Origin of the sequence: Micromonospora sp. NPDC049891, from assembly GCF_040660295.1 — a bacterium.
Taxonomy (GTDB): domain Bacteria; phylum Actinomycetota; class Actinomycetes; order Mycobacteriales; family Micromonosporaceae; genus Micromonospora.
The window spans coordinates 38512-56367 of sequence record NZ_JBFAML010000005.1; the positions used below are offsets into that span (position 1 = coordinate 38512).

Below are 17856 nucleotides of genomic sequence, written 5' to 3' on the forward strand. Positions count from 1 at the left end.
TGGCCGGCGTCGCCGACCACCCTCCGGAGCCGTAGCGTCCGGCGATCAGGTCACCGGCAGGGCTGCCAGGCGAGGTGGTACATCGTCTGGATGCTGCCGTCGGTCGAGTCCATCGTGAGGAAGTTGGTCCCCGACGAGCTTCCCCGGCTGAGACGCAGCTCGGTGTTGATGTTCAGGTTGCGCATCTCGCCGCAGGGGTGCCAGACCACGGAGGCGATCGGCACCTCGTCGGTCACCATCCAGTTGTCGTCGAGCGGCGCGGCGATCGGGTGGTTGCTGAAGGTGCTCTGCGTCATGCCCTGGAAGTAGTAGTTCGCTCGTGCCGAGGCGACGGCACCCCGGTTGAGCAGCCCGTACCCGCGGTAGTCCACCTTGACGATCGCGAAGGTGTAGCCGGCCGGGGCGTGGACCAGCACGTTGAGCTGGCAGTTCCTGCGTCCGTCGGTGACCGGGATGCCCGGGCCCGCCTGGACCAGGTAGTCGCTGTAGATCGTGGTGAAGGCGGTGTTGTCCGGGGATACCGCGACATCGGCCGTGCCCGGCCGGCACCCGGAGCCGGCCATCGCCACGAGGTCGATCACGACCTTGTCGGTGGGCGGATTGTCCATGATCCCCTTAGCGGACGCTGGCGCCCCCACTGTCAACGATGAAGCGAGTAGCGCAAGCACCACGCCGCCACGCGTCAGCAGTTTACGCATGAATCCTCCTCCGGTACAGGAAACGACGCAACATGCGAAACAAGCTACGTACAGACATAGATGAATGTCAATGCAATCTCGATTTCCCAATAATGGATCACGAGCCGAATGTTATTCGGCTTCGGATGGCGACTCCGCGCCGTCCCACAGGGTGGAGATCACTGCGAAAGTCAGCCGGGGCGTCCCGTTGATCAGGCGCACACCCGTTACCCAGCAACCGTTATAGAGGTCGATCTCGGGCTCCGGCAATTCCGATCAAGAACCTGCCGCTAATCGATCACATAGACGTTGACTGATGCTTGCGAGCCTCGTTCCAGATCGCTAGCATCCTCTCGCAGAACGCCGCCCGGTTGCTCCACACCAACCACTCACCATTCCCCCAGCGGGACTGCGTGCGAGGCACCCACCGGCCGTTCGGCGAAGAAACACGCGTTGAATTCGGTGAACATCAACTGCATCCGAGAGGAACGGAATGACAAAGAACCTCGTCGGCGCGAGAAACGGGATCTTCGCCGTACTCGGCACGGTTCTCGCGTTGTCCCTGTCCGCACCGGCCCACGCCGCCCCAGCCGGGTCCACCGCTACGCCGGATAGCGAGATCACCGTCGAGGTGGTGGCAGCCAACGGCTCCGGCTGCGCACCCGGGACCGCCCGGGTGGTGGCCCACCCCGACAACACCGGCTTCCGAATCCGCTACTTCGACTTCGTCGCTACCGCCGGTCGGGGCGTCGACGTCACCGACAGCCGCAAGAACTGCCAGCTCGGCGTGCTCGTCAATGTACCGGCGGGCTGGACGATCGCCGTCGCCGCAGCCGACTACCGGGGCCGGGCCCGGATTCCCGCCGGCGCGACAGGTCGCCAGCGGACGAGCTACTACTGGCAGGGATCGTCCGAGACCAGTCGCACCGACGCCACCTTCACCGGGCCCTACAACGGTTTCTGGGGGACCTCGGACGTCGCTCCCGTGCTGCTCTACACGCCCTGCGGACAGCAACGGGTACTCAACGTCAACACCGAGCTGAGAGTGGACGCCGGCACCGCCAGCTCGAGCGTCAGCATGTCGATGACCACGACCGAGGGTGACGTCGACACCCTGTTCAACCTCAAATGGGAACGGTGCTGATCCCTCCGGCCGACGCCGATCTCGACGACGTCCGGGTGCGTTTGCTGTCGCTGGAACGACAACAAACGCACCCGGAATGATCGACAGCTATGCCGTGGGAACCTCGTCGTCAACCCGCGTGGCACCGTCGACCGGGTACACCCCGACGACGGCTGTGGCCGGTAGCGCGGCGTAGACGTGCGGGAACGGGCCGCCGTTCGGGGCGTCCTCCCACCGCAGCGCACCACCGAGCAGAGACGTGTCGAGCGCGACGACGACAAGACGCGGCTGGTCGCCGAAGACCCGCGCCGCCGTGGCTGGCAGTTGGGATCGCGACGAGCAGTGGATGAAGCCGCTGTTTCGATCGAACGGTGAACCGTCGAACCGGCCTGCTGCCTGGAAATCGGCCCATTCGCCCGGCAGCAGGATCTTGTAGATCAGCACGTCGCCATGCTGCCAGAAGGGGAACTGGGACCCGGTGGCTGTCAGTCGAGGCGTACCGCGATCTGGAGGGTGTTCAGGTAGTGCTTGCGTACCGTGCCGGCGGGGCGTGCGGCGATCATCTCCCGGATCCCGTCGAACAGGGTCCGCCGCTGCCACGGCGAGGCGGCGATGTGACCGGAGTAGGTGGAGAGCAGCCTCAGGTACTCCTCGGCGGTGTAGTCGCGGCTCCAGACGTAACGGTGCACGGTCGGGCGGGCGAAGAAGCCACTGCCCGCCATCGCCGCCACGTCGGGGGCCGCGATCGCCTCGGGTGGCTTCGGGCCGCCCAGCCCGTCGCCCATGCCGACCTCGTCGTAGATCCGCTCGACCTGCCGGAAGAAATCGTCGCCGTCGGGTGGCGAGACGTGCTCGGTGGCGACGATCGCCAGGTGTCCACCGGGGCGCAGCAGTTCGGCGGCCCGGCGGTAGGCGACACCCGGGTCCAGCCAGTGCCACGACGTCGCGGCGAAAACGAGGTCGAACGGTGCCAGGTCGCCCGCCTCCCACCGCTCGAAGGGTGACACCACGACGCGTACGTCACCACGGCCGGCGAGTACGCGACGCGCCACAGTGGCCAGTTCCCGTCCCGGTTCCAGGCTGACCACCTGCCAGCCGCGCGCCAGCAGGCCACGGGTGGCCTGGCCGGTGCCGGTACCGATCTCCAGCACGCTGGCCGGCCCGCTCGTCAGGCCGGCCGTCGCGGCCAGGTCGGCGAACAACCGCTCCGGATAGCCCGGTCGGGCCTGCTCGTACAGCTCCGCGGCCGTGTCGAACGTCGTGGCCAGCCCCGCGTACGGTTCCTGCTCCCCCATGATGTCCCCTCGTACAGGCGTCAGACGTCGCGGTCGATGTCACACGTGATCATCGCACCGTCACTCACCACCGCGCCCCCACCCGGCCGACCCGCCGCGACAGACGACGCGCATGGCCTTCGTCGGCCGGGCGAAGCAGCACGCCCCGTACGCCTGACGTACCCGACACGGAAGCCCTCGGCCAGCAGGCCGAGGGCTTCCGTTCGCCGTGGGAACGACGTGATCAGGCCGAGTAGCCGCGGGTGGCGGCCCAGTTGGCGAGGTCGATGGTGCTGAGCCAGTACGACGGGTACGAGGCGTCGGCCGAGTCGGCGATCTTCACCAGCCGGCCGGAGTCCTTGTAGCCGACCACGGCGACGTAGTGCCCGCCGGGGAAGGAGTGCCAGCGACCGTCGGTGTCGGTGGCGGTGCCGGCGACGTTCACCACGACACCCCGCCCGTCGGTGACGGCGGCGACGACATCCGCCTGGAGCTGGTCCATCTGAGCCGGGGTGGCCGCACCGCCACGGATCATCGTGGTCTCGTACGGGTCGCCCTTGACGACGGCGTTGAGGACGCGGGTGGTGTCCTCGGCCGAGTTGGTGCCGGCGAACGTGGTGCCGAGTTGGCTGGCCAGGGCGTCCTGGCTACGGGCGACACCGGCGGCGCTGAGCGCGTTGCGTACCGCGGCGGGACCGCAGTAGTAGCCGTTGATCTGAGCCTGGTGGTCGTACCCGAGGACCTTCGACGCGGGCGGCTTCGGTGCCGCCTTCTTGGTTGTCAGGTCCGGGTCCGGGGTGGCCGCGCTGGCCTTCGGCGACGGCGAGGCGGTGGTGCTCGCCGGTGCCGCGCTGGTCGGTGCGGCACTGCTCGGCGCGGCGCTGCTGGGCGCGACGGTCGACGGCGCGACCTCGGCCCGGCTCGGCGCGACCTTTGGGTCACCGCGCAGCTCGGTGGCGGCGGTGGTGGCCTGCGTGGGGGCCGGGGTGTTCCCGGTGCCGGCAAGGGCGGCGCCGGTGCCGGTGGCCAGGACGAGCGCGACGGCGGAGCCGGCGACGATCTGGTAGGGGCGTTCGGTGGCCAGCCGACGGAGCCGGCGGGAGAGGGTGTGCTTCACGGATTCCTCCACGGACTGAGGGGAGAACGGCACACCGGCTCCGGCGGTCAGGTCGGCAGCAGGACGCCGACGACCGCCCGGGTGAGCGGGACAGGCCGTTCAGGGGTACGCCCGGAAAGCCCGGGCGGTGGCGATGACCGGGGTCAGCTCGCGGCGGTCGGGCCGGCGAGCACGGGCACCGCGGTGCCGTGGAGGCGGGGGAACAGGGGGATCACATCGAACCGCACGAGGGTTGGAACTCCTTCCGTCACCGCCGACCGGGTTAGCTGACGGATTCGGGCGGGAAGACGCCCTACCGCGGGCCGAGGCTCGCGGATTCACCCCAGTGGTGCAGTGGGTCCCCGGTTCGTGAGATCACGATTGAGCGGGTCGGTACGGCGTCGCCTCTTGCGATCGGTTACCGCACCGGACGCGCTGACACTACTGGCCGGTCACCTCGAAGCCAACCCACTCTGACCTGCTTAAACATGATCCAGTGCGGCGATTTTCGGGTATCCGGGAACTGGCGTCGCTCAATGGGACCGACGGCATTCGGGGCACCTTCGGGTGACAACCGGACGAGTGGTGGACACTGCCGACGGATTTTGCTGCGGTAATGGTCTCAACTACGAACAGTGACCGATTTTCCGGCCGCTGTGACCCAGCTCACGAAATTTCAGCCCAGTCGAGCTGGCCGCCAGCGCAGCACCGGGCCGGGACGCCTGACGGCGATCCGACCGGGCACGGGCGGCAGGTCCGGTCGGAGTCGCTCAGCGGCCGCGTACGCCTCGGCGGAGAGGGAGCGGGCGGCCTCGGTGGCCAGTTCCGCCGCCCGCCACAGGTCACGCTCCCGCTCGGCGGCCGACAGGTAGGCGGCCAGGCGGTTGTCGCGTACCACCCGGGCGAGGACCACCTCCTGTTCGACCGGGTGCCGCCGGGGATCCCAGCCGGACCGGCGCGCCAGCACGTCGCTGAGCTGCCGGGCGGTCAGGTCACCACGCCAGTGGGCCGCCATCGCGGCACGACGCAGCCAGCGCTCCCGGGCCGCGTACTCGGCAGGCGTCCGGGGGGTGCGCGGGGTCGGTAGCCCGGCGACGCCGGCCAGCCGTCGGGCGACGGAATCCGCCTCGTCGTACCCGGCCCAGGCTTTGTCGAGTTCCGTCTGGGCGACCCGCCACGCCGCACGCCGCCGGTCGGCGTTCTGCGCCGCGCCGGCTGCCGCGACCGCCACCTCCCCGGCATATCGGCGCAGGTCGGCTTCCTCGACCGCGGCGCGGGCCGCATCCTGGTCGACGGGCTTCTCCACCGGCCCGGCCGGCTCGGGGCGCGCGACAAGCAGGGTGAGTACGCCCAGGGCGAGCACCAGCAGGACCGACCAGATGGCGGCGGCGCGTGGCACCTCGATCAGGAACTGGTAGATGACTGTCTTCTCCATGTCGGCACCTCGGGGAGATCGGTACGGCGCCGGTGGCCGTACCGGCAGCGGATCGTCATGGCGAGCCCCGACGCCGCAACTGGCGGCAACGGGCTGGCGGATGCTCGGCGCGGGTGCGGCGCCGGGCCTGCGGACGCGACGGAGGGTCGCCGGGGATCAGGCCTGCGGTGGGGCGCGGGCGGCCCGGACACCCGCGACACGGGCCGCCGGCCCCGGCGTGGCGTCCACCGCGATGCCGCCGAGCGCCGTCAGCCCGGGCTGGCCGACGGCCGCCGGCTGGGCCGCGGACACCCCGCCCAGGTCGGCGGCGACATCGGCGCCGCGTACGGCCGGCGTCGCGAGGACGACCAGCTCAGCGGTGGCGGCCAGATCGCGGGAGGCGGCCCGGTCCCATTCGGCGGACGCCTGCGTCACGGCGGTCTGGACCAGCGGGGCCGGTGCCGTGGCGGCGAGCCGGTCGACTGGGACCGCTTCGTCGGGCAGCGCCCAGGCACCGAGGGTGAAGGCGGCGGCGACCGCGAACCCGGTCAGCAGCCGCGTGGCCCAGCGCGCCAGCCACCACAGAGGACGGGCGGGCGCGACGGGAAGCACACCGCCACGCTACCGCCACGAGCGGCGGGACGCACCGGTCATCGGGCGTGTCGTGCCGCCCGGCGCGTCGCCGCCCGCGCCGATAATCGCAGCTCAGGGCAGCCCCGGGATCACTGTCCCCGGTGGACGGTCCGGTCCTGCTCGGTGTCCGTGACGGGATCCGTACCGCCGCGTGGTGTCCGCTGGCGGGGCAGCCCGTCGGCCGACGGTCTCCCGGGTTCCTCGGATCGCGCCGCGCCGCCCGGCGGCTCCGATCGCGACGGTCCGGACGGGGCCAGGCGACGCATCATCGGCTGTTCCACGTACCTGTGCAACAGAGCGGCCAGCCCCAGGGTGAGCAGCAGGAAGCCGATCACCGCGAGCGGGCCCCACCAACCGGGCAGGCCCGTCCCCCAGTCCCCGGTCAACCGCAGGATCGTCATGATCACAAAGACGTGCACCAGGTAGAAGGCGAACGAGACCTCGCCGAGCCAGACCATCGGTCGGGAGCGCAGCGGCGAGCGCCGCCCGTGCACGTCCGCGTCGGCCGCCGCGGCGATCACCAGGACGTACGCCGCCGACAACAGCGCCGCCCAGAGTTCGGCCCGGATCCACTGGGAGGCCGCCACCCAGGTCACCACGAAGATCAGACTGGCCAGGGGCAGTCGGGGCCCCCGCCAGCGACCGCGCAGCATGAGTTCGGCAGCGGCCACGCCCATCCAGAACTCCAGCGAGCGGACCAGCGGGAATACCTGGGTGAACCACCAGCGGTCCTGTTCCGGCACCAGCACCTGCCCCGGCCAGAGTGCCAGGATCAGCAGCGGCACGGCGATCACCACCGCCCACAGCAGCCACGGCCGGGCCCGCCGCACCGCCGGCAGCACCAGCGGCAGACACAGGTAGAAGAACAGCTCGCAGGAGAGCGACCAGCTGACGTTGTTGACGCTGTAGAAGTGGCCGGGCCGGGGGTCCCAGGCCTGCACCAGGAAGAGGTTCTCCAGCGCGGCCACCGGGTTGATCGGATCGGCGAACCAGAGCATCGCCAGCATGGCCAGCGCCCACAGCACCAGGTGGTTCGGGTAGATCTTGGCGAACCGGCGTCGCCAGAACCGGCGCCGGGAGGCACCGGGGCGGGCGGACCAGACAAGCACGAAGCCGCTGAGGATGAAGAAGAACTGCACCCCGGACAGGCCCAGGGTGAAGATCTCACCCACCACCGCCTGGGGGCCGGGATCGGCGATGATGCGCATGGTCCCGGCGTGGAAACCGAAAACCAGCATCGCGGCGACCCACCGTAGACCGGTGAGCGACGGCAGGAGGCTCGCCTGTCCGCGGCCGGCCCGGGGGCTACGTCGTTCGACGGCGGTGGCGGTGCTGCTGGTCATCCGGGCACCCTATCCATCGGTCCCGTTTCACCCTGAATCGCGTGCCGCGCGCACCCCCGCCGACCTCGCGTTCGGCCGACCTGAGAGGGCTCTACGGGGGAATTCACCGCGAATCAGGTCAGACCTCTCGGAACCACCACCATGTGTCATCTGCCGGCCTCTTGGCCTACTATTCCGAGACCCGAGAGGGACACCACCCCGTTACCTGGCCGACCGGCGGGACGTGGGGCTGACGCACCGATGAGAGGCAGAGCCAGCGATGCACCAGCGGATCCTGATGCGAGCCCGCAAGGAGCCCTTCGAGGTCAACTCCCCGGAGGAGACGTTCGACCGGAACCTGATCGGTGACAACGTCGGCAACCTCGTCTTCAGCCACGCCGCGCACAAGCTGCTGGGCGCGCCCGAGGTCGAGATCACCTCGAACCGGTTCGTGGTCAACCCGCGCGCCGCGGACCGGATCAACGAGCAGTACGACGTCTTCGTGGTACCGCTGGCCAACGCGTTCCGACGCAGCTACGCACACCGGGTCGACGCGATGACGAACCTCATCGAGCGGCTGAAGATCCCGGTCGTGGTGCTCGGCGTGGGGGTGCAGACGAACGTCGACGGCGACCGCGAGTACCTGCGACCGATCGACGAGTCGGTCAGCCGCTTCTGCCGCGCCGTGCTCGACCGCTCGCACAGCATCGGGGTACGCGGCGAGATCACCGCGAGCTACCTGCGTACGCTCGGTTTCTCCGCGGTCGAGGAGATCGGCTGCCCGTCGATGTTCCTGCACGGCGACACCCTGCCGGTGGAGAAGCGCAAGGCCGCGCTCGGGACCGACGACCGGATCGCGTTGACCGTCTCGCCGTACGTGAAGTCGATGGCGAAGATCATCCAGTCGCACCAGCAGCGCTACCCCAACCTGCGCTACATCCCGCAGGACCTCAAGACCCTGGGCACCCTGCTCTACGGCGATTCGCCGGAGGACCGGGGCAAGACCAGCCCGATCCCGCTGCACACCTCGCACCCGCTGTTCACCGAGGACAAGGTGCGGATGTTCGTCGACCCGTGGACGTGGATCGACTACCTCACCGGCTTCGACTTCAACTTCGGTACCCGCATCCACGGCACCATCGTCTCGTTGCTGGCCGGCACGCCCGGTTACCTGTTCGCCCACGACTCCCGCACCCTGGAACTGGCCCGCTACTTCGAGATCCCGCACCGGGTCATGCGGGACGTGCCGAAGGACGTCGACGCCGCCCAGTTGTACGACGAGGCCGACTACTCCGGGATGATCAACGGGCACAAGGCGCGGTTCGAGACCATGCTCGCCTTCCTCGCCAAGCACGATCTGGGCAATGCCTTCGCCGACGGCGACAGCCCGGCTGCCTTCGACGCCCAGGTCCGCGCGACGACCTTCCCGCCCGCCGTCCGGCCGGCGCTGGCGACCTCGCCGGAGGTGCTGCTGCAACGGATCCAGTGGCTGTACGACCGGGACGTCGAGCTCCGCGAGCAGCTCCAGCAGCAGCGCCCGGACCGGTTCAAGGCCCGGATCAAGAAGGCCGTTCCCGCACCGGTACGCCGCATCCTCAACCGGTGAGCCGCGTCCTGCGCCGTTAACCTGATCCGGGCCGGCTGTTCAATTACTGAACCGTCGCCGGTCACGTCAGGTTCCAGGTCCGTCCACCCGGGTGGCCAATTGTTTCCGGGTGGTCACAGAGCCGACGCCAACGCCGCTGCTGAGCATCGTCGTGCCGGTCTACGGCGTCGAGGCGTACCTGCTCAACTGCCTGGACTCCATCCACGCCGACATCCCGGCCGACGAGGCGAGGCAGGTGGAGGTCGTCGCGGTCGACGACGCTTCACCGGACCGGTGCGGTGAACTGCTGCGCGGGTACGCCGCCGAGCATCCCGGGCTGCGCGTGCTGCACCTGGACCGCAACGTCGGCCTCGGGCCGGCCCGCAACGCGGGCCTGGACGTGGCCACCGGCCGTTACGTCTGGTTCGTCGACAGCGACGACTGGCTGCCGGCCGGGACGATCCGGGCCGTGCTGGACCGGCTGCGGGCGGACCGCCCCGACGTGATGATGGTCGACCACCTGCGGATGCACGAGTGCGGACGCGAGGAGGTCGACGCCAGCAGCCGGCTGCTGCGCGGCACCCCGGGCGTGGTGCGGCTGGCCGACCGACCGCAACTGCTGCGGGTGCAGCACACCGCCTGGAACAAGGTGGTACGCCGGGAGTTCATGGCGGAGCTGGGGTTGCGCTTCCACCCCGGCTGGTACGAGGACATTCCGTTCAGCCACCCGCTGCTGATCGGCGCGGAGCGCGTCAGCGTGCTGGACCGGGTCTGCTATCTGTACCGCCAGGGCCGTCAGGGCGCGATCACCTCGACGCGCAGCGGCCGGCACTTCGACTCATTCGAGCAGTACGACCGCCTCTTCGCCTGGCTGCGCCGACGGCATCCCGACGGACGCTGGCACGCCGAACTGTTCGACCTGATGGTGAACCACTTCCTGGTGGTGGTGGGCAACGACGACCGCTTGCATCCGCACCTGCGCCGGGATTTCTTCCGCCGGGTCGCCGCGCACTACCGCACCTACCTGCCCAGCGGCGGCTATCCCCGGCCGGGTGGGGTGTCGGGGCTCAAGCACCGACTCGTCGGCCGCGACAGTTACCTGGCCTACGCGGCGCTGCGGCGGGCACACCGGCTCGTCGGCCGGGTGCGCGGCGGCACCGCCGGGGAGACCACGGGCGGGGCGGCGACGGCACCGGCAAGCCCGACACGAGACCACACACTGGTAAGCACGCACGGAAATGGATCGGAATGACGTTCAAGATCGGGTCGCACCTGGTCGGCACCGGCGAGCGCCCCTTCGTGGTGGCCGAGATGTCCGGCAACCACAACGGGGACCTGGCCAGGGCTCTGTCCATCGTGGATGCGGTGGCGGCCAGCGGCGCGCACGCGCTCAAGCTTCAGACGTACCGGCCGGACACGATAACCATCGACGTGGACACCCCGGACTTCCGCATCTCCGGCGGGCACGAGCTGTGGGGCGGGCAGAACCTGTACCGGCTCTACGAGAAGGCGCACACGCCGTACGAGTGGCACCGGCCGATCTTCGAGCGGGCCCGCGCCCTGGGGCTCACCGTCTTCTCCTCCCCGTTCGACGCCTCCGCTGTGGAACTGCTTGAGGAACTGGACGCCCCGGCGTACAAGATCGCTTCGTCGGAGCTTGTCGACCTGCCGCTGATCCGGCTGGTCGCGGCGACCGGCAAGCCGATGGTCATCTCGACCGGGATGGCCACGCTGGCCGAGATCGACGCCGCGGTACGCACCGCCCGCAACGGCGGGGCGGGCGGGATCATTCTTCTGGCCTGCACCGCCTCCTACCCGGCACCGCCCGCCGACAGCAACCTGCGCCGCATCCCGGTGCTGGCCGACGCCTTCGGTGTCCCGGTGGGTCTGTCCGACCACACCCCCGGCATCGGCGTACCCGTCGCCTCGGTGGCGCTCGGCGCCTGCTTCATCGAGAAGCACGTCACGCTGGACCGCGCCGACGGCGGCGTGGACTCCGACTTCTCCCTCAACCCGACCGAGCTGGCCGCCCTGGTGGTCGAGTCCGAGCGGGCGTACGCGGCGCTGGGCGGTACGGCGATCGGGCCGACGCCGGCCGAGCGGGAGGGCCTGCGCTTCCGGCGGTCGTTGTACGTGGTGGCGGACGTGCGCGCCGGCGACGAGGTGACAGTGCACAACGTCCGCTCGATCCGGCCGGCCGGCGGGCTCCCCCCGGTGGAGATCGAGCGGGTGCTGGGTCGCCGCTTCACCGCCGACGTGGCGCGCGGCACCGCACTGAGCTGGGATCTGATCTGACGGGGCGCTTCGCTCCACCCGCGTGCGGACGGGTATACCTCTGCGTATGACGTTTGTGGCGGTGGCGGCGGGCGTGACATTGATCGCGGTGGTGGTGGTCGACGTCTGGCTGACCGTGCTGCACCCGGACGCGGAGGGTCCCATCGCCCGCACGGTCCGGCGGCTGGTCTGGCGCGCGTCGTCGCTGACCGCCGGCCGGCGTCGTACACCCCGCCGAACGCCGCTGGTCTGGGCGGGACCGATCCTGGTCACCGGCACGTTCCTCGCCTGGCTCGGGCCGCTGGTGCTCGGGGTCGCGCTCGTCGTCTGGCCACACCTGGACGGTTACCACCGGGTCGTCGGGTACGGGCCAGCCGGTTTCGTCGACGCAATCTACTACGCCACCGGGCTGCTGACCGTGCTCGGCTTCGGTGACATCACCCCGGACACGGGGACGCAGAAGCTGTTCGCCGTGGCCTCCGCCGCGCTCGGGTTCGGCTTCTTCGCCGCGCTGGCCACCTACCTGATCGAGCTGATCACCGGGCTGACGGTCCGCAACCGGTTCGCGTTGACCATCCACGATCAGATGCGCGGCACCGACGGGGTGGGTCTGATCGCGCGGAGCCTAACCGACGAGGGGGTCGAGGAGGCCCGGCAGCGCTGCGCCGCCTGGGCGGAGAGCCTGCGGGAGGTCGACGACACCGTTCGCCGGTATCCGCTGGTCGCCCTCACCTACCGACCCCGCCGCCAGGACTACGACATCGAGCCGGCCCTGGAGCAGATGGCGGCGGCCACGGTCGCGGCGCTGCTGGCCGCCAGGTGCGCGCCCTGGCGTGGCCTCGGACCCCGGGCGGAGGAGTTGGCCCACGCCCTGCTGCGGCTCCGGGACACCATCGCCAGCCGCTACCTGGGTCGGCACCTGTTGTCGGCGAGCAGCGAGCCGGTGGCGGGTGACGGCATGGATGAGGCGGGCACAGACGAGCTCCTGCGGCGGTTGCACGGCCGGCTGACCGATGAGCTGGGACCCCGGTTCGACCAACCGCCGGGCGGCGACGGGTTGGCCGGCGAGGTGCTGTCCCGCTCCCTGCCGTTCCTCGCCGCGCTGCGCGGTTGGTCGGTGCTCGGGGTGACCCGCGAGGGACCCCCCCATCGGGGTGAACCGTCCCGACGATCAGTAGCGTGGTGTCCAGGAACGGCGGCGAACTCCGGGGGCGACCCGGCGCGGTCCGGTGGACATCTCTGGCCGCCGCACTACCGAAGGCCGATCTGTCCCGTGGCCCACAGGTAGGTCACCACTGACAGTTCGAGGCCCCCGAGGTTGACCGGCTTGCCGGGCGACGTGGACACCAGACGGTCGTTGGCGAGGCACTCCTGCACGAACTGCCGGAACGCGGTGCGGCGGTTGATCGCGTCTTCTTTGGAGGGGTCGGAGCTGGTGCAGGAGCTGATGAACTGTGCCTGCATTGATCCGCTGCCCGACGGTTCGGACGACAGGTTCGGAACGGTCTTGCGCAGAGCCTCCAGGTACTCCTGAGGATCACCAATTCGCCAGTAATCGCCGTGGGCGAGCCCGTCGACCAGTTTGTCGGTCGACAGGGCGTCCTTGTCAACCAGGCTTCTGGTGTTCACGTCGCCGATCTTCTTGGAGCGCAGATAACCGCCGACCAGTTCCTCGCTAGCTTTGCCGGAGCTCTGAGCCAAACTCTTCAACGCATCAGCGGACATGAGATCCAGGATGTATGACTGCATTTCTGGAGCCAGTGACCAGATGTACGACTGCTCCTCCAGCATCGAGATCTCCTCTCAGTTCAGTCCCCCGCGACGCAGGGTGGGGAGTGAAGCTTTCTCCCGTAACGCCATGGTGGGCGCGGGGCGGACCCGATGCGTCGGTGCAGTCGGTTCGGCGACTGGTGCGAACCCGACACGGCACACTTGACTAGCGAAGCGTGCTTCGTGAATACTGGTACGCAGTTCGAGGGGGAGTACCCGACGCAACGCGCGTCGCCGACAGTACGGGCCCGGCCGTCCGGGCCCCGGTGACGCGGTCACCGCACCCGGTGGCCGGGGAGACCTTCGTCCAGCAACGCCGGGCCCCGCCGAGGGCTCCGGCCGGACGAGAGGTCGTTCCCGGTGTCCGTCTCCTGGTGGGTCTGGGCCCTGCTGATGCTGGCGATCGGCGTCATGCTGGCCATCGACCTGTTCCTGCACCGCGACAACCACGTCATCGGCTTCCGTGAGGCCGCCACCTGGTCCGGCATCTGGATCGCCGCCGGGCTGCTGTTCGGTGTGGTCCTGTGGGCCTGGCAGGGCGGCGACGTGGCCGGCACCTACTTCGCCGGCTATCTCATCGAGAAGGCGCTCTCCATCGACAACGTGTTCGTCTTCGCGATGATCTTCGCCTACTTCGGGGTTCCGGCCGCGTACCAGCACAAGGTCCTGTTCTGGGGAGTCATCGGCGCGCTGGTGTTCCGGTTCGTGTTCATCTTCGTCGGCGCGGAACTGCTGGAGACGTTCTTCTGGACCGCGTACCTGTTCGGCGCGTTCCTCATTGTGACCGCCTACAAGATGGCGTTCCGGCACGGCGAGCAGACCCCGCCGGACCGCAACCCGGTGGTACGCCTGGTACGCCGTCTCGTGCCGACCGATCCGGCCTACCACGGCGACAGGTTCTTCACCCGGATCAACGGTAGGCGGGTCGCGACCCTGCTGTTCGTGGTCCTGATCGCGGTCGAGACCACCGATCTGATCTTCGCGATCGACTCGGTCGCGGCGATCCTGGCCATCACCACGAGCACGTTCATCGTCTGGACCGCGAACGCGTTCGCGATCCTCGGGCTGCGCAGCCTGTACTTCTGCCTCGCCGGCCTGCTCCGCCGCTTCGTGCACCTGCACTACGGCCTGGCGGTGCTGCTGGCCTTCGCCGGGGTCAAGCTCATCCTGTCCGAGACCCCGGTCGGCAAGTTGCCCATTCCGGTGACCCTGGGCGTCATCGTGGCGACGATCGCGGTGTCCATCGCCTGGAGCCTGCGCAGCACCAGCGCTCACCCGAAAACGCCCGAGCCCTCGCAACGTCCCTGATGGTGCGGTCTCAACCGGTGCCGCACACCGCGACGTCGGGGACAGTGCACGACTTCCGGCCGGCGGGGGTGAAGGCCACGGTGACGACCAGGTCGGCCAGCGGCAGGGTGCGCCACAGCCAGGCGGTGCCGGGTGGCACCTCCAGGCCGTGCCGATGCCACCAGGTCGCCACCGGCACGTCGGCGAGTTTGGACAGACACTCGACGCGGGTCCAGCGGCCCCAGAAGTCGGTGGCCCCGAACCGGCGGACCAGCGCGGCGGGTAGCGGCGCGTCGGCGCGCTCGGCGTCGATCGCGACCCGCCAGCCGGGCACCGGCGGGGCGTACCAGCCGACACAGCGTCCGTCGTCGAGGTGGCTGCGGGTGACGGCGCCGCCGGACTCGGCCACCGGCGCCACCCGCAGGTGTCGTTGCGCGGCGGCGAGCAGGGTGGACACCCGTTGTCCCGCACCGGGCCCGGTGCGGGACAACGGGTCCGACAGGTCAGATCGAGGCGGCACCGTCGACCACGATGACCTGGCCGTTGATGTTCGTCTGGTCACGCAGCAGCAGCCGCACCACCGGCACCACCTCGTCCGGCTCGGTCAGCTGACCGGTAGGCGTGCGACGCACGATCTGGTCCAACTGGGTCTGGCCGAGCACCGCCGACATCTCGGAGGCGAAGAAGCCCGGGGCGACCGCGTTGACAAGGACCCGCCCGCCCAGTTCCCGGGCCAGCGAGCGGGTCGCCGCGTCCATCCCGCCCTTCGTGGCGGAGTACGCCACCAGACCCGGGAAGCCGCGCTGCGCGCAGATCGAGGTGATGTTGACGATCCGCCCGCGCCGGCCCTGGGCCAGCATCCGCCGCACGGCCAGCCGGGTGAGCTGCAACGGTGCGGTCAGGTTGGTCTGGATGATCCGGGCGATGTCGGCGGTGGCGGTGTGCACGTGCAGCGAGTCCTGCCCGACGGCCGCGTTGTTCACCACGCCGTCGATCGGGCCGAGCCGCTCCTCGGCCGCCCGGACGAACGCCTGAGCGGCGGCGAGGTCGGTGACGTCGACCGAGCCGACGTGCGCCCGGTCCGGATGAGCCTCGGCGAGCTTGGCCAGCTCGGGGGTGACGGTACGGGCGAAGGCGGCCACCTTCAGGCCCGCGTCGAGCAGGTCGGTGACGATGGCGAGGCCGAGGCCGCGGGAACCGCCGGAGACGAGCACCACGGAGCAGGGCGGCACGGGCTGGGCGGGGGTGGTGGGGTCAGACATCGCTCTTCAGGGTCTCCTTGACGGGAATCTCGGTAAGCACGCGGATCCGACGCGGTACCGCGTACTCGGGCAACTGGTCGGCGCACCAGCGCACAAGCGTCGCCTCGTCCAGCGCGGTGCCGGCACCTGTCGGCACCACCTCGGCGACGACCATGTGACCGAGCAGCGGGGCACGCCGTCCGGTCACCCGCGCCCAGGCCACCTGCGGGTGACCGGTGAGCACGTCGCGGACCACCCCGGCGGAGACCTTGCTACCGCCGACGTTTATCTCGTCCGCGTCGGTTCGGCCGGTGATCAGCACCCGGTCGTCGATCAGCTGCGCCCGGTCGCCGGTGCGGACGGGACCGTCCAGCCCGGCACCGTGGTACGGCGAGGTGATCACCAGTTCCCCGTCGCGCACCCCGATCGTGGGGCGACCCGGAGCTGCCCGGTCCAGCCACTGGACCGGGAACCCGGCCCGACCGTCGTGCACCACGATGGCCGCACCGACCTCGGACGAGGCGTAGATCCAGGAGATCCGGGCGGCCGGGAACACCTCCCGCAGCCGGTCCAGGATCGTCTGGTCGACCGGTTCGCCACCGAGGGTCAGCTGACGCAGCGGCACCCGGGCCAGCCCGGCCGGATCGCGGTGCAGGGCCCGCCGCCAGAAGGTCGGCGTACCGGAGGCGGCGTCCACACCGTGCTCGGCCGCCAACGCCGGCCAGTCGTCGAGCTGATCCGGCTCCACCACCACCAGGTGCTGACCCGGCTGGGTCAGCGACAGCGTCACCACCTGCCACCAGGCGTACGTGCCGGGGGCGTACGGGCAGAGCCAGGTCCGGGCCGGCTGCTCGCCCCGGACGGTGGTCAGGGATTCCAGGGTGTGCCCCACCCGCTTGGGACGACCGGTGGAACCGGAGGTCAGCAGCCACAGTCGACCGGGCTCGGCGGCCCGCGCACCGGGTGCCGCCGCGTCACCGACCGTCCGGGCGCCCAGCTCGGTCACCGCGAACCCGGCGGCGCGCAGTTCCTCGCGCATCGCCGCGTCGACCCGGCTGGCCGTGCTGAGCAGCAGCTCGGTGCCGTGTACCGCGTGGTGCCGGGCGGCCGCGAGCGCGTACCTGGCCGAATGGGCCAGCACGGCGGCGGGCTCCGGCAGGGTCAGCTCCGGCAGGTCACGCCAGGTCAGCACGGCGCCGTCGACGACGATCCGGTTGTCCGCCCCCGCCGGGTGGGCGGGGGCCTGCGGGGCGGTCTCGACGCTCACTGCCGTTGCAGCTCGACGAGGAAGTCCAGCACGTCGCTGACGGTGGCGATCCGGCGCAGCCCGGGCGCGTCGAAGTTCAGCTCCTCCCCCGTGGCGTCCTCGACGCGCAGCGCCAACTCGGAGAAGTCCAGCGACCGGAAACCAACCTCCCGCAGATCGGCGGCGTCGTCGGCGGGCAACGCCTTGCCCTGGTTCTTGAGAACCTCGCCCATGAGGTCGCGGATCTGCGCCCGACTCAATTCCTTCATGCGGCGGAGTGTACAGCCAGGTGAATCGTGATTAGGGTGCCCGGTGACCAGGTAAACGGAACGGAAAGCGAGCGGTACGTGTTGCGTGACGCCACCGGGGACGACGTTAACCTGATGTTGTCCTGGCGTAATCAGGAAATCAACCGGCAGGTCAGCAAGACCAGTCACGTCATCACCGCCGAGGAGCACCGACGGTGGTGGTCGGCGGTACGCCAGGACCCCACCCGTCGGGTGCTGACCTACCTGCGCGACGATGTGCCCAGCGGCGCGGTCACCTACTTCGACCTGCGGTTGTCCGGCCCGCGTACCGGCGGATGGGGCTTCTACCTGGACGCCGAGGGGCTGGCCGAACGGGGTGAGACGCTGCCCGCCTGGCTGGAGGTGATGCGGGAGGCGGTCGACCACGCCTTCGACGTGCTGGACCTCGACCGACTCGACGGTGAGGTGCTGGCCCACAACACCGTGGTGCGCCAGATGAACCGTCGGCTCCGCTTTGTCGAGGGGCCCGGTCGCCAGGAAACGCACGACGGCCGGGAAATCACCGTCATCCCCATTTCTCTGGAGCGCGCCAACCGCCGCGTTCGCTGATTTTTTGTATTCCGTCCACGCATTGTTCACGTGGCCGACGGGTGAGGTTTTGCGTCG

The 17856-nt window shown here is 70.0% G+C and carries 19 protein-coding genes and 1 riboswitch; of the genes, 7 read left to right on the forward strand and 12 right to left on the reverse strand.

Annotated features, from left to right (window positions below; genetic code table 11):
• Window positions 1-50: 50 nt before the first annotated feature.
• On the reverse strand, window positions 51-698 hold the full coding sequence (locus tag AB0I71_RS08865) for a DUF4360 domain-containing protein (protein ID WP_357582669.1): 648 nt from the start codon (window positions 696-698) through the stop codon (window positions 51-53).
• Between the two features lie 472 nt (window positions 699-1170).
• Here AB0I71_RS08865 and AB0I71_RS08870 point away from each other — a divergent pair, with 472 nt between their 5' ends.
• On the forward strand, window positions 1171-1821 hold the full coding sequence (locus AB0I71_RS08870; RefSeq protein ID WP_357582670.1) for a DUF4360 domain-containing protein: 651 nt from the start codon (window positions 1171-1173) through the stop codon (window positions 1819-1821).
• Between the two features lie 87 nt (window positions 1822-1908).
• Here AB0I71_RS08870 and AB0I71_RS08875 read toward each other — a convergent pair whose 3' ends face one another.
• The 6 genes from AB0I71_RS08875 to AB0I71_RS08900 all read right to left on the reverse strand — a co-directional run bounded on the left by AB0I71_RS08875 (window position 1909) and on the right by AB0I71_RS08900 (window position 7560).
• Window positions 1909-2244 carry a DUF952 domain-containing protein gene (locus AB0I71_RS08875; RefSeq protein WP_357582671.1) on the reverse strand — a complete coding sequence of 112 codons (336 nt, stop codon included), beginning with the start codon at window positions 2242-2244 and terminating at the stop codon, window positions 1909-1911.
• 41 nt (window positions 2245-2285) lie between these two features.
• A complete protein-coding gene (locus AB0I71_RS08880) occupies window positions 2286-3095 on the reverse strand; it encodes a class I SAM-dependent methyltransferase (protein WP_357582672.1) in 810 nt (269 codons plus the stop codon).
• A 223-nt stretch (window positions 3096-3318) separates the two neighbouring features.
• Entirely contained in the window at window positions 3319-4203 is an 885-nt protein-coding gene (locus AB0I71_RS08885; RefSeq protein WP_357582673.1) for a C39 family peptidase, read from the reverse strand.
• A gap of 224 nt (window positions 4204-4427) precedes the next feature.
• A riboswitch (cyclic di-AMP (ydaO/yuaA leader) is annotated at window positions 4428-4568 on the reverse strand.
• Between the two features lie 278 nt (window positions 4569-4846).
• Window positions 4847-5605 (reverse strand): hypothetical protein, encoded by a 759-nt coding sequence (locus AB0I71_RS08890; RefSeq protein ID WP_357582674.1) that lies wholly within the window; start codon window positions 5603-5605, stop codon window positions 4847-4849.
• A 156-nt stretch (window positions 5606-5761) separates the two neighbouring features.
• On the reverse strand, window positions 5762-6196 hold the full coding sequence (locus AB0I71_RS08895) for a hypothetical protein (protein WP_357582675.1): 435 nt from the start codon (window positions 6194-6196) through the stop codon (window positions 5762-5764).
• 110 nt (window positions 6197-6306) lie between these two features.
• A complete protein-coding gene (locus tag AB0I71_RS08900; RefSeq protein ID WP_357582676.1) occupies window positions 6307-7560 on the reverse strand; it encodes an acyltransferase in 1254 nt (417 codons plus the stop codon).
• A gap of 259 nt (window positions 7561-7819) precedes the next feature.
• Here AB0I71_RS08900 and AB0I71_RS08905 point away from each other — a divergent pair, with 259 nt between their 5' ends.
• The 4 genes from AB0I71_RS08905 to AB0I71_RS08920 all read left to right on the forward strand — a co-directional run bounded on the left by AB0I71_RS08905 (window position 7820) and on the right by AB0I71_RS08920 (window position 12686).
• On the forward strand, window positions 7820-9145 hold the full coding sequence (locus AB0I71_RS08905) for a polysaccharide pyruvyl transferase family protein (protein ID WP_357582677.1): 1326 nt from the start codon (window positions 7820-7822) through the stop codon (window positions 9143-9145).
• A gap of 109 nt (window positions 9146-9254) precedes the next feature.
• On the forward strand, window positions 9255-10376 hold the full coding sequence (locus AB0I71_RS08910; RefSeq protein ID WP_357582678.1) for a glycosyltransferase: 1122 nt from the start codon (window positions 9255-9257) through the stop codon (window positions 10374-10376).
• On the forward strand, window positions 10367-11419 hold the full coding sequence (gene pseI / locus AB0I71_RS08915; RefSeq protein ID WP_357582896.1) for a pseudaminic acid synthase: 1053 nt from the start codon (window positions 10367-10369) through the stop codon (window positions 11417-11419). The genes AB0I71_RS08910 and pseI overlap by 10 nt, the downstream gene beginning before the upstream one ends.
• A 46-nt stretch (window positions 11420-11465) precedes the next feature.
• A complete protein-coding gene (locus AB0I71_RS08920) occupies window positions 11466-12686 on the forward strand; it encodes a potassium channel family protein (RefSeq protein WP_357582679.1) in 1221 nt (406 codons plus the stop codon).
• Here the strand turns inward: AB0I71_RS08920 and AB0I71_RS08925 are convergent.
• Entirely contained in the window at window positions 12650-13189 is a 540-nt protein-coding gene (locus tag AB0I71_RS08925) for a hypothetical protein (protein ID WP_357582680.1), read from the reverse strand. The genes AB0I71_RS08920 and AB0I71_RS08925 overlap by 37 nt on opposite strands.
• A 339-nt stretch (window positions 13190-13528) precedes the next feature.
• Here AB0I71_RS08925 and AB0I71_RS08930 point away from each other — a divergent pair, with 339 nt between their 5' ends.
• Entirely contained in the window at window positions 13529-14476 is a 948-nt protein-coding gene (locus tag AB0I71_RS08930) for a TerC family protein (RefSeq protein ID WP_357582681.1), read from the forward strand.
• A 10-nt stretch (window positions 14477-14486) separates the two neighbouring features.
• On the opposite strand, the gene AB0I71_RS08935 is transcribed toward AB0I71_RS08930, so the two are convergent.
• The 4 genes from AB0I71_RS08935 to AB0I71_RS08950 are packed head-to-tail and all read right to left on the reverse strand — an operon-like array spanning window position 14487 to window position 17211.
• Window positions 14487-14975: a hypothetical protein gene (locus AB0I71_RS08935; protein ID WP_357582682.1), complete on the reverse strand. Its 489-nt coding sequence runs from the start codon at window positions 14973-14975 to the stop codon at window positions 14487-14489.
• On the reverse strand, window positions 14959-15717 hold the full coding sequence (locus AB0I71_RS08940; protein WP_357582683.1) for an SDR family NAD(P)-dependent oxidoreductase: 759 nt from the start codon (window positions 15715-15717) through the stop codon (window positions 14959-14961). The genes AB0I71_RS08935 and AB0I71_RS08940 overlap by 17 nt, the downstream gene beginning before the upstream one ends.
• A complete protein-coding gene (locus tag AB0I71_RS08945) occupies window positions 15710-16963 on the reverse strand; it encodes an AMP-binding protein (protein WP_357582684.1) in 1254 nt (417 codons plus the stop codon). Before AB0I71_RS08945 ends, AB0I71_RS08940 begins: the two co-directional genes overlap by 8 nt.
• A complete protein-coding gene (locus AB0I71_RS08950) occupies window positions 16960-17211 on the reverse strand; it encodes an acyl carrier protein (protein WP_099846699.1) in 252 nt (83 codons plus the stop codon). The genes AB0I71_RS08945 and AB0I71_RS08950 overlap by 4 nt, the downstream gene beginning before the upstream one ends.
• Window positions 17212-17238: 27 nt before the next feature.
• On the opposite strand from AB0I71_RS08950, the gene AB0I71_RS08955 reads away from it, so the two are divergent.
• Window positions 17239-17799, forward strand: a complete 561-nt coding sequence (locus AB0I71_RS08955; RefSeq protein WP_357582685.1) for a GNAT family N-acetyltransferase — start codon at window positions 17239-17241, stop codon at window positions 17797-17799.
• The last annotated feature ends 57 nt before the right edge of the window (window positions 17800-17856 follow it).

What these genes read in the sequence shown, in the direction of transcription:
- AB0I71_RS08865 (WP_357582669.1), bottom strand. Translation starts at nt 698, where the DNA reads ATGCGTAAACTGCTGACGCGTGGCGGCGTGGTGCTTGCGCTACTCGCT.
- AB0I71_RS08870 (WP_357582670.1), top strand. Translation starts at nt 1,171, where the DNA reads ATGACAAAGAACCTCGTCGGCGCGAGAAACGGGATCTTCGCCGTACTC.
- AB0I71_RS08880 (WP_357582672.1), bottom strand. Translation starts at nt 3,095, where the DNA reads ATGGGGGAGCAGGAACCGTACGCGGGGCTGGCCACGACGTTCGACACG.
- AB0I71_RS08890 (WP_357582674.1), bottom strand. Translation starts at nt 5,605, where the DNA reads ATGGAGAAGACAGTCATCTACCAGTTCCTGATCGAGGTGCCACGCGCC.
- AB0I71_RS08900 (WP_357582676.1), bottom strand. Translation starts at nt 7,560, where the DNA reads ATGACCAGCAGCACCGCCACCGCCGTCGAACGACGTAGCCCCCGGGCC.
- AB0I71_RS08905 (WP_357582677.1), top strand. Translation starts at nt 7,820, where the DNA reads ATGCACCAGCGGATCCTGATGCGAGCCCGCAAGGAGCCCTTCGAGGTC.
- AB0I71_RS08920 (WP_357582679.1), top strand. Translation starts at nt 11,466, where the DNA reads ATGACGTTTGTGGCGGTGGCGGCGGGCGTGACATTGATCGCGGTGGTG.
- AB0I71_RS08925 (WP_357582680.1), bottom strand. Translation starts at nt 13,189, where the DNA reads ATGCTGGAGGAGCAGTCGTACATCTGGTCACTGGCTCCAGAAATGCAG.
- AB0I71_RS08940 (WP_357582683.1), bottom strand. Translation starts at nt 15,717, where the DNA reads ATGTCTGACCCCACCACCCCCGCCCAGCCCGTGCCGCCCTGCTCCGTG.
- AB0I71_RS08950 (WP_099846699.1), bottom strand. Translation starts at nt 17,211, where the DNA reads ATGAAGGAATTGAGTCGGGCGCAGATCCGCGACCTCATGGGCGAGGTT.